This is a genomic window from Mesorhizobium sp. M7A.F.Ca.CA.004.12.1.1 (assembly GCF_003997835.1).
Taxonomy (GTDB): domain Bacteria; phylum Pseudomonadota; class Alphaproteobacteria; order Rhizobiales; family Rhizobiaceae; genus Mesorhizobium.
The window spans coordinates 1-9759 of record NZ_RZRK01000156.1 but is presented as its reverse complement, the minus strand read 5'-3'; the positions used below and the strand labels follow the sequence as shown (position 1 = coordinate 9759).

Sequence of the window (9759 nt, the reverse complement as noted above, 5' to 3'; positions counted from 1 at the left end):
TCATGAAGGTGCCGGCCGCGCCATCGAAAAGGCGGCGGCCGGCACCTTCATGACGCTCGGCCTCGAGCTGGGCGGCAAGGATCCGGCCTATGTGCTGCCGGACGCCAAGATGGATCATGCGATCGCCAATCTGGTCGACGGCGCCTTCTACAATTCCGGCCAGTGCTGCTGCGGCATCGAACGCGTCTATGTGCACGAAAAGGTCTATGACGAATTCGTCGAAGGCTTCATCGCCGAGACCAAGAACTATGTCGTCGGCAACCCGCTCGACCAGGCGACGACGATGGGACCGATGGCGCAGGCGCGCTTCGCCGATCTGATCCGCGAACAGAAGGCCGAAGCGCTGCGCAAGGGTGCCAAGGCGCACATCGACATGAAGGTGGCTAACGACAAGGCCGGTTCGCCTTATCTGGCACCGGAAGTGCTGACAGAAGTCGATCATCAGATGAGCGTCATGCGCGAAGAGAGCTTTGGCCCGGTCGTCGGCATCATGAAGGTGCGTAACGACGAAGAGGCGATCGCTCTGATGAACGACAGTCCTTACGGGCTGACGGCTTCGATCTGGACCCGCGATACCGAGCATGCCGTCGCGATCGGCAATCGGGTCGAGACCGGCACGGTGTTCATGAACCGCTGCGACTACCTCGATCCGGCACTGGTCTGGACCGGCGTCAAGGACACCGGCAAGGGCGCGGGCTTGTCGGCCATCGGCTATGACAATCTCACCAGGCCGAAATCATTCCATCTGCGCGAAGCCATCTGATTTATTGAAAGACAAAAATGTCCAAGCTGATCTCCAAATGGAACTACCCCACCACCGTCCGCTTCGGCGCCGGCCGCATCAAGGAATTGCCTGAGGTGCTGGCGGCCACCGGCATCAAGCGGCCGTTGTTCGTCACCGATCCTGGACTGGCGAAACTGCCGGTCGTCGCCTCGACCCTAGAGATCCTCGACGATGCGAAGGTCCCTTACGGCGTTTTCTCCGAGGTCAGGCCGAACCCGGTCGAATCCAACCTGACCGCCGGCATCGCCGTGTTCAAGAAGGGCAAGCATGACGGCGTCATCGCCTTCGGCGGCGGCTCGGCGCTCGATCTCGGCAAGCTGATCGCCTTCCAGGCCGGGCAGACGCGGCCGGTGTGGGATTTCGAGGATGTCGACGACTGGTGGACGCGCGCCAATTCGGATGCCATCGCGCCGATCATCGCCGTGCCGACCACCGCCGGGACCGGATCGGAGGTTGGCCGCGCCGGCGTCATCACCAATGAGGCCACGCACACCAAGAAAGTCATCTTCCATCCCAAATTGTTGCCGGCTATCGTCATTGCCGATCCGGAGCTTTCGGTCGGCATGCCGGGCTTCATCACCGCCGGTACCGGCATGGATGCGCTGGCCCATTGCCTCGAAGCCTATTGCGCGCCCGGCTACCATCCGATGGCCGACGGCATCGCCGTCGAAGGTGTGAGGTTGGTCTTCGAGAACCTGCCGAAGGCCTATGCCAACGGCGGGGATCTCGTTGCGCGCGCCCATATGATGAGCGCCGCCGCCATGGGCGCCACCGCCTTCCAGAAAGGGCTCGGCGCCATCCATTCGCTGTCGCACCCGGTCGGCGCGCTCTACGACACCCATCACGGCATGACCAACGCGGTGTTCATGCCCTATGTTCTGGCCTTCAACCGGGACTCCATCGAGGAGCGTATCGGCCGGCTCGCCGCCTATTGCGGCATCAAGGGCGGCTTTGACGGCTTCGCCAAGGCGATCATCAAGCTTCGCAAGGAACTGAAGGTGCCGCATGCACTGCCCGGCCTTATCAAGGGGCTCGATATGGACAAGAAACGTAAGATGCTGATCGCCGATATGGCGGTGGTCGATCCGACTGCCGGCGGCAACCCGGTCAAGCTGACCAAGAAGGCGGCGCTGACCTTGCTCGAAAACGCCATCGCCGGCACGGTCTGAGGCGTTTTCCGCGCCGCAAAGTGATCTGAAAAGGGGCTATGAAAACAAGGGGGAGGATGACGGGCAAGGCAAAAACTAGTTAGCCGGAAAAAGAATCGCGGAGCGATTGCTACATCAGGTTAAAAAGAGTTTACTTTTTCGCACTGCGAGCAGCCGCTTTCACAAAGCTTTCATCTGGCTGTCACATGAAAACGATACCGCATCGCAGGCGTCCAACGGCGTCAGTTCAACGGAGAGAACACATGTTCAAATTCACGGGGAAAGTGCTTTCCCTTTCGGCCGCGGCGCTTTTCGCGTCGACGGTGATTTCGTCCGCGGATTCGCTGGACGATCTCGTCAAGGCCGCCAAGGCGGAAGGCCAGCTCACCACCATCGCGCTGCCGCATGACTGGTGCGGCTACGGCGACGTCATTGCAGGCTTCAAGGCGAAGTATCCGGAAATCACCGTCAACGAACTCAATCCCGATGCCGGTTCCGGCGACGAGATCGAGGCGATCAAGGCCAACAAGGACAACAAGGGCCCGCAGGCGCCCGACGTCATCGACGTCGGCCTGTCCTTCGGCCCGACCGCCAAGGCCGACGGCCTGATCCAGCCCTACAAGGTGTCGACCTGGGACTCGATCCCCGACAGCGCCAAGGATGCCGAGGGCTTCTGGTACGGCGACTATTACGGCGTGCTGTCGTTCATGGTGAACAAGGATCTGGTCAAGGAATCACCGAGCGACTGGGCTGACCTCTTGAAGCCGGAATTCGCCAACGCGGTTGCTCTTGCCGGCGATCCGCGCGCCTCGAACCAAGCCATCCAGGCGGTCTACGCTGCAGGCCTTTCCGGTGGCGCTGCAGCCGGTGAAGCCGCCGGCACCGCTGGCCTCGACTTCTTCAAGAAGCTCAACGCCGCCGGCAATTTCGTTCCGGTCGTTGGCAAGCCGGCAACCCTCGCCCAGGGCCAGACCCCGATCCTGATCAACTGGGACTACAATGCGCTCGCCGGCCGCGACACGCTGAAGGGCAATCCGCCCGTCGACGTCGTCGTGCCGAAGACCGGTGTCGTCGCCGGCGTCTACGTGCAGGCGATCAGCGCCTACGCGCCGCATCCGAACGCAGCCAAGCTGTGGATGGAGTACCTCTACTCCGACGAAGGCCAGATCGGCTGGCTGAAGGGTTATTGCCACCCGATCCGCTTCAACGATCTCGCCAAGAATGGCAAGATCCCGGCGGACGTGCTGGCAAAGCTGCCTCCGGCGGAATCCTATGCCGCAGCAGTGTTTCCGACGCTCGACGAGCAGGGCAAGGCCAAGGAAGCGATCAGCAAGAACTGGGACGCCGTCGTCGGCGCCAACGTGAAGTAACTCACACCATGCCGGGCGGCTTCGCGGCCGCCCGGTCCTTCTCTCGAAGACGGTAGCCGGCGCATGACTGATATCTCATTGTCCGACCACGCTGTTACCGGGAAGACTGCGCCTCCCGCCGAAGCACGCAGCATGCGGCTGCCGACACAATGGCTTGGTGTCGCGCCTTTCTTCATCTTCGCCATCATGTTCCTCATCCTGCCCACGCTCTATCTGATGCTGGGTGCATTCCAGAACGATGCCGGCGAATTCACGCTCGAGAACATCGCAGCGCTGGCGCAACCGTCCATCGTTGCCGCCTACTGGGTTTCGATCAAGATCAGTCTTGCGTCATCGCTGATTGGCGCATTTGCGGGCCTGGCGATTGCCATCGCCATCGTGCGCGGTGGCCTGCCAGACTGGATACGTTCGGCGACACTGACGTTTTCCGGCGTGGCCTCCAATTTTGCCGGCGTGCCGCTGGCCTTTGCCTTCCTCGCCACGCTCGGCCGCCTCGGCCTTGCGACGGTGATCCTGAACACCGTGTTCGGCCTTAACATCTACGCGCACGGCTTCAACATCCTGTCATTCTGGGGCCTGACACTGACCTATGTCTATTTCCAGATACCATTGATGGTGGTGATCATCGTGCCGGCCATCGACGGACTGAAGAAGGAATGGGGCGAGGCCGCCGCGACGCTGGGCGCGACCATGTCCCAGTATTGGCGCATGGTGGTCATTCCGGTGATCTGGCCGAGTTTCCTCGGCACCGTGATCCTGTTGTTCGCCAACGCCTTCGGCGCCATCGCCACCGCCTATGCGCTGACCGGCTCGTCGCTCAACATCGTGCCGATTTTGCTCTATGCACAGATCCGTGGAGATGTGCTGCACAATGCCCATCTCGGTTATGCCATCGCCTTCGGCATGATCGTCATCACAGGTCTTGCCAATGTGTTCTACATCTGGTTCCGGACCCGTTCCGAGAGGTGGCTGAAATGAAGTCGGGAAAGTTCTGGGCCTGGCTCGTCTTTGCTCTTGGCGCGGCCTACTTTTTCATCCCGCTGATCGCGACCGTGGAGTTCTCGATGCGCATGCGGCGCGGGGAGTACTCCTTCGACGCCTACAAGGTCGTGTTGGGCGATGCCCGCTTCCAGGCCACCTTCGGCTATTCGGTACTGGCCGCCGTTTTCACCATCATTCTCGGCGTGCTGATCGTGGTGCCCGCCGCTTATTGGATTCGGCTTCGGCTGCCGCAATTGCGGCCGATCGTCGAATTCATTACCCTGCTGCCGCTGGTCATTCCGGCCATCGTCATCGTCTTCGGCTACATCAGAATGTACGGGTCGAATTCGCCGCTGCCGTTCCTGGCGACCGATACAGGCACCAATGCCTTGCTGGTCATCGGCTATGCAACACTGGCGCTGCCGTACATGTATCGCGCCGTCGACACCGGGCTTCGCACCATCGACGTGCGCACACTGACGGAGGCGGCACAGATCCTTGGTGCTGGTTGGGGGACGATCATCACCCGTGTCATCCTGCCCAACGTGCTGATCGCGGTGCTCTCGGGCGCCTTCCTCACCTTCGCCATCGTCATCGGCGAATTCACCATGGCCAGCCTGCTCAACCGGCCGGCCTTCGGCCCCTATCTGCAGAATATCGGCGCCAACCGCGCCTATGAGCCGGCGGCACTTGCCATCATCGCCTTCGCCATCACCTGGGGCTGCATGTCGCTGATACAGATCCTGTCCCGCTTCGCGCCGAGATCGGCGAACCGTCCGAACTGAAAGTCAAAGCCATGGCCGACCCATTCCTCTCCATCCAGCACGTTCGAAAATCCTTCGGCGCCACCACGGTGGTCGAGGACTTCAATCTTGACGTCGAGCGCGGCGAATTCGTCTCCTTCCTCGGCCCGTCCGGCTGCGGCAAGACCACCGTGCTGCGTATGGTGGCGGGCTTCGAGGAGCCGAGCGCCGGCACGATCGTCGTCGGCGGCAAGGACATTACGAGGTTGAAACCCAACCAGCGCAATGTCGGCATGGTGTTCCAGGCCTATGCGCTGTTTCCAAACCTGACCGTGGCGCAGAATATCGGCTTCGGCCTGAAGGTCGCCGGCATGCCCAGGGCGGACATCGATGCTCGTGTCGCCGAGATGCTCGGCATCATCAAGCTGCCGCAGATGGCGGATCGCTATCCCTACCAGCTCTCGGGCGGCCAGCAGCAACGCATCGCGCTGGCCCGCGCCATCGCGCCGAAGCCGAAGCTCTTGCTGCTCGACGAGCCGCTGTCGGCGCTCGACGCCAAGGTGCGCGTGTCGCTGCGCGAGGAAATCCGCTCGATCCAGAAGAAGCTCGGCATCACAACCATTTTCGTGACGCACGACCAGGAGGAGGCGCTGTCGATCTCGGACCGGATCGCCGTCATGTATGGCGGCAAGGCCGAGCAGGTCGGCACGCCGTTCGAGATCTACAACCGCCCGGCGACCAAGTTCGTCGCCAATTTCGTCGGCACGCTAAACGTGCTCGAAGGCACCGTCACCGATGCCGCTGCAGGCACGGTGCGGGTCAATTCCGAACAGGTTTCGCTCAAGGGCAAGCTCAACGGCTCCAAGTCCGGCGACACGCTGTCGCTGGCGCTGCGTCCGGAAGCGATTTCGCTGGGCCGTCAGCCCGGCCGTGACTCCAGCCTTTCGGGAGAAATCTCCGAAGTGCATTTTCTCGGCTCGGTCATCCGGGTTCGCGTCGGCATCGGCGGCAACACGGTCTCGCTCGACACCTTCAACAGCCCGGCAACCCCGCCGCCCGCTGTTGGTGAAAAGGCTGAGATCTCGTTCTCGTCGAGCGACATGCTGGTGCTGCACTAAAAACGGCAACACCGGCTTGGATGGCCAAGCGAAGCGAAGCCAGTGTTCTATTCGGTGGGGCAACGTCCCCAAAGGATAGGTTGCGCGAAGCTGAAATCGATCTCCAGCAGGGTATTGGGTGTCATCATCAGCAATGCACTCGTCCCGTTGGCGTTCTTCAGAATTTCCTTACCGTTTCCACTGCCGAGCACCTCCATTTGCTGTTCGATGTTCCATCGGTAGTTGTAGGATATCCCCGTTTTGAAAATGTACTCTCTGTGGATCGCGTGCTTCGAACGGGTAACCGGACCAATAATGTCGAAGGAATAGTCCGTCAATTTCTTAAAGGACTCTCCAAATTTATCACAGTATTTCTTCATGTTGTCTTCGTTGGTCAGGTCGGAATAACCAAGGTCGATCCACTTCCCTTCGATGAGAGACATCATTGTCTCGTTAGTCTTCTGCGCCCAAAGCCCCATGCCCGGATCCGGTCGCGTCGTTCCCAGAAGTTTGATCTTAGCCGCCGCCAATTCATCATATAACGCGGAAGCGCCAGCCGCCGGCGAGAGCAGTATCAATGTGAACAGCGTTGCGGACAATCTCAGCATGGGAGGTCCTCGATCAGCCAATTGTTGCGACATGACTTTGGCGACCAGTAATAAACGACCGTTGGTTTTCATAGGTCAAGGCTGATTGTTATGCTGGCCTGGCCTCAAGCTGGCGCGATGAAGGGCTTCGAAATCGCCTGGAAGACCGGCAGGGCTTCCATCCGTGTGGCGTGGGCTTCCAGAGCCGGAAAGCCCGTCAGCGAAACCAGCCCGGGATGGGCCTCGTCGATGAAGCGGAGCGCCGCGGCAACCGCGATGTCGGCGTGACCGATGCGGCCGTCGAACCAGTATGGTGTCGGCCCCTCCTGACGATCGGCCTCCAGCACAGCCAGAACAGCTTCGATCTGTGTACGGCAGCGCCCGATCCAGAGGTTCGAGACTTTCTCGTGCAGTCGCAATTCGTAGAACAGGCTGATCGCCTTGTCGCCCAGCCCGGTCGCAAGGGCCGAGACCTTCAGCGCCTGATGGCGCGCCGGTTCGGTCGCCGGAAACACCCGTCGGTCGGCCGGAACCAGGCTGTCGAGGTAGTCGAGCATCAAATGGCTCTCGATCAGCACCTCGCCATTGTGTCGAGCCCCAGTATCGGCACATTGTAGGGCCGAATCTTGTCGGCATCGCCGAAGGCCGACCAGGAACGATGTTCGTAGGCAATTCCATACAAGGTCAGCGCGATTCCGACGCGGCGGACGAAAGGCGAGTCATACTGGCCGATGAGGATCATGCCATTCTTGTACGGCAAGAGGCTGTTTAAGGCGTACTGCCAGAGGGCTTGAGTTTGATGGCCAATCGACCCCATCCTGCAGGTATATCTGCGCCGGCAATCCCGTCTCACTGAAGTAACAGCCCATGGCTCTTTTCGAACTCACCCTTGTCCTGCTTTTGATCGCTGTCGCGCTGACGGCGCTGTCGCGGCGCGTACAGGTTCCCTATCCCTCTTTGCTGGCGCTGGCCGGGGTGGCCATCGCCTTCGTGCCTGGCGTGCCGACCATAGAGATCGATCCGGAACTGGCGCTAGCCCTGTTCATCGCGCCGGTGCTGCTCGATGCCGCCTATGATACCTCGCTGCGCGATCTCAACCGCTACAGGGTGCCGCTTGTGCTGCTGGCGCTTGGCGCCGTCCTTTTCACGACAGCGACGGTCGCACTTGCCGGCTGGGCGATGGCAGGCCTGCCGATCGCCGCGGCCATAGCGCTTGGCGCCATCGTGGCGCCGCCCGATGCGGTTGCGGCATCGGCCGTGCTTGGCCAGTTCAAGGTGCCGCACCGCATCACTGCCATTCTGCAAGGCGAGAGCCTGCTCAACGACGCCACCGCCTTGCTGATCTACCGGATGGCGATTTCGGCGGCGGCAGGTTCCATTCTGCTGAGCAGCGCCGTTCCGATGATCCTGCTGTCCACGCTCGGCAGTCTTGCGGCCGGCTACCTGCTTGGCCGGGTGTCTCTGATGACGCTGGGCCGGATCGAAGACCCGGCGAGCGGCACTGTGGTGCAATTTGCCGGCACATTCGGGGTCTGGATCCTGGCCGACAGGATCGGACTGTCGGCCATCATCACCATAGTCGTCTATGCCATGACGATCGCCCGCACCGCGCCGCGCCGCATGCCGGCCAGAAACCGCATCAGCTCCTATTCGGTCTGGGAGACGGCGGTCTTCGTGCTCAATGTTCTGGCTTTCGTGCTGATGGGCCTGCAGGCGCGTACGATCGTCGGCCGGCTTGCCGGGCAAGGGCAGACCGATGCGTTCGTCCTGGCTGGGACAGTGCTTGCCATCGTCATCGTCTCACGCCTCATCTGGGTGTTGGGGTGCGGCGCGATCATCAGGTGGTTTGGCCGTTTCGGCGTGGCTGATCGTCAGCGTGACGCTCCGTCGTTTCGTGGCGGCGTGCTGATCGGCTGGTGCGGGATGCGCGGTTTGGTGACGCTTGCGGCGGCATTCGCCCTGCCGGCTGACTTCCCGGCCCGCGACCCGATCGTGCTCGCTGCCTTCACGGTTGTGCTCGGCACGCTGGTGCTGCAAGGCATGAGCCTGAAGCCGCTGCTGCGCCTGCTGAACCTCGACCCTGACGAAACGGTCGACCGCGAGATCGCGCAGGCGCGCGTCGTGGTCATGCAAGCCGCGCTCGACATATTGAGCGGCAAGACATCGGACGCGGCGGCCGCGGTGCGCGAGCAATATGCCGCTCAACGCAAGATCGCCAAAAATCCCGACGATGCCCAGGCGGCGACCGAATATGACCGCTTGCGTCTTTATGCGATCAAGAGCCAGCGCGACGCGCTGGAGGAATTGCGCCGCAACGGGACGATTGGCGACGAAGCCTATCATCGCCTTGAGGAAGAGATCGACTGGACCGAACTGGCGGCGTCGCCACCCGGCCGTTTCCAGCCGCTGAATACATAAGGCATCGCACGCCGTTTTCCGGCGCACGGAAGATATCGAAGTGCTTCGGGATCGGTGCATGATCCCGGTGAAGGGCAAGGCTGGTCCAAGCCACGTCCATTCTCCTGCACATTGCCACCGTGGCATCGAACCGTTACTGCCAACACGAAATTGAGCCGGATAAGCAATGAAGCTGGTCAGCTACAACATCCAGTACGGGTTCGGCGGCGACGGCCGCTACGATCTTTCGCGCGCCGCGCGCATCGTTGCCGGCGCCGACATCATTGCGCTGCAAGAGGTCGAGCGGCACTGGCAGCGCAGCAATTTCGACGACCAGCCGGAACTGCTTTCGCGTCTGCTGCCCGAACATCACTGGGTCTACGGCCCGGCCTTCGACATGGATGCCAGCGAAAGGCGCGACGGCCGTCTGGTCAATCGGCGCCGCCAGTTTGGCACCATGCTGCTGTCGAAACTTCCGATCGTCTGGTCGCGGCTGCATGCGCTGCCGATGCGCCGCACGCAGCGGCCGCTCAACACCCGCAACGCCGCGCTTGAATGCATGATCCGCACCCCGGCAGGGCCGGTGCGGGTGTTGTCGCTGCATCTCGCCCACATCGCGGCCGAGGAGCGGCTGGAGCAGATCGACTACCTC

General features: G+C 61.6%; 9 protein-coding genes and 1 pseudogene. 8 read left to right on the top strand and 2 right to left on the bottom strand.

The features are described from left to right. From EN984_RS10955 to EN984_RS10930, 6 genes are all read left to right on the top strand, one after another. Positions 1–763: aldehyde dehydrogenase family protein (locus tag EN984_RS10955; RefSeq protein ID WP_127383738.1), on the top strand; the 763-nt coding region annotated here is incomplete at its 5' end. Between the two features lie 17 nt (positions 764–780). Then, the gene (locus EN984_RS10950) at positions 781–1953 is read left to right on the top strand and encodes an iron-containing alcohol dehydrogenase (RefSeq protein ID WP_127268304.1); all 1173 of its coding nucleotides are present in this window, start codon (positions 781–783) and stop codon (positions 1951–1953) included. A gap of 242 nt (positions 1954–2195) precedes the next feature. Next, the gene (locus EN984_RS10945) at positions 2196–3302 is read left to right on the top strand and encodes an ABC transporter substrate-binding protein (protein ID WP_127272317.1); all 1107 of its coding nucleotides are present in this window, start codon (positions 2196–2198) and stop codon (positions 3300–3302) included. A gap of 63 nt (positions 3303–3365) precedes the next feature. Continuing rightward, positions 3366–4280: an ABC transporter permease subunit gene (locus EN984_RS10940; protein ID WP_127272318.1), complete on the top strand. Its 915-nt coding sequence runs from the start codon at positions 3366–3368 to the stop codon at positions 4278–4280. After that, entirely contained in the window at positions 4277–5068 is a 792-nt protein-coding gene (locus tag EN984_RS10935) for an ABC transporter permease (protein WP_023759707.1), read from the top strand. Before EN984_RS10940 ends, EN984_RS10935 begins: the two co-directional genes overlap by 4 nt. 11 nt (positions 5069–5079) lie before the next feature. Continuing rightward, a complete protein-coding gene (locus EN984_RS10930) occupies positions 5080–6144 on the top strand; it encodes an ABC transporter ATP-binding protein (RefSeq protein WP_023810097.1) in 1065 nt (354 codons plus the stop codon). 47 nt (positions 6145–6191) lie between these two features. Here the strand turns inward: EN984_RS10930 and EN984_RS10925 are convergent, their stop codons facing one another. Both EN984_RS10925 and EN984_RS10920 read right to left on the bottom strand, forming a co-directional pair. Further along, positions 6192–6803 (bottom strand): hypothetical protein, encoded by a 612-nt coding sequence (locus tag EN984_RS10925; protein ID WP_127272319.1) that lies wholly within the window; start codon positions 6801–6803, stop codon positions 6192–6194. Between the two features lie 32 nt (positions 6804–6835). Further along, positions 6836–7452 (bottom strand): annotated as a pseudogene (locus EN984_RS10920) (glutathione S-transferase N-terminal domain-containing protein). A 125-nt stretch (positions 7453–7577) separates the two neighbouring features. On the opposite strand from EN984_RS10920, the gene EN984_RS10915 reads away from it, so the two are divergent. Continuing rightward, entirely contained in the window at positions 7578–9128 is a 1551-nt protein-coding gene (locus tag EN984_RS10915) for a sodium:proton antiporter (protein ID WP_127270713.1), read from the top strand. Positions 9129–9294: 166 nt separating this feature from the next. Further along, positions 9295–9759, top strand: a 465-nt coding sequence (locus EN984_RS10910; RefSeq protein ID WP_348630224.1) for an endonuclease/exonuclease/phosphatase family protein, incomplete at its 3' end; no start/stop codon positions are given.

Coding starts and splice junctions, on each gene's coding strand:
- EN984_RS10950 (WP_127268304.1), top strand. CDS start 781: ATGTCCAAGCTGATCTCCAAATGGAACTACCCCACCACCGTCCGCTTC.
- EN984_RS10945 (WP_127272317.1), top strand. CDS start 2,196: ATGTTCAAATTCACGGGGAAAGTGCTTTCCCTTTCGGCCGCGGCGCTT.
- EN984_RS10940 (WP_127272318.1), top strand. CDS start 3,366: ATGACTGATATCTCATTGTCCGACCACGCTGTTACCGGGAAGACTGCG.
- EN984_RS10935 (WP_023759707.1), top strand. CDS start 4,277: ATGAAGTCGGGAAAGTTCTGGGCCTGGCTCGTCTTTGCTCTTGGCGCG.
- EN984_RS10930 (WP_023810097.1), top strand. CDS start 5,080: ATGGCCGACCCATTCCTCTCCATCCAGCACGTTCGAAAATCCTTCGGC.
- EN984_RS10925 (WP_127272319.1), bottom strand. CDS start 6,803: ATGAAAACCAACGGTCGTTTATTACTGGTCGCCAAAGTCATGTCGCAA.
- EN984_RS10915 (WP_127270713.1), top strand. CDS start 7,578: ATGGCTCTTTTCGAACTCACCCTTGTCCTGCTTTTGATCGCTGTCGCG.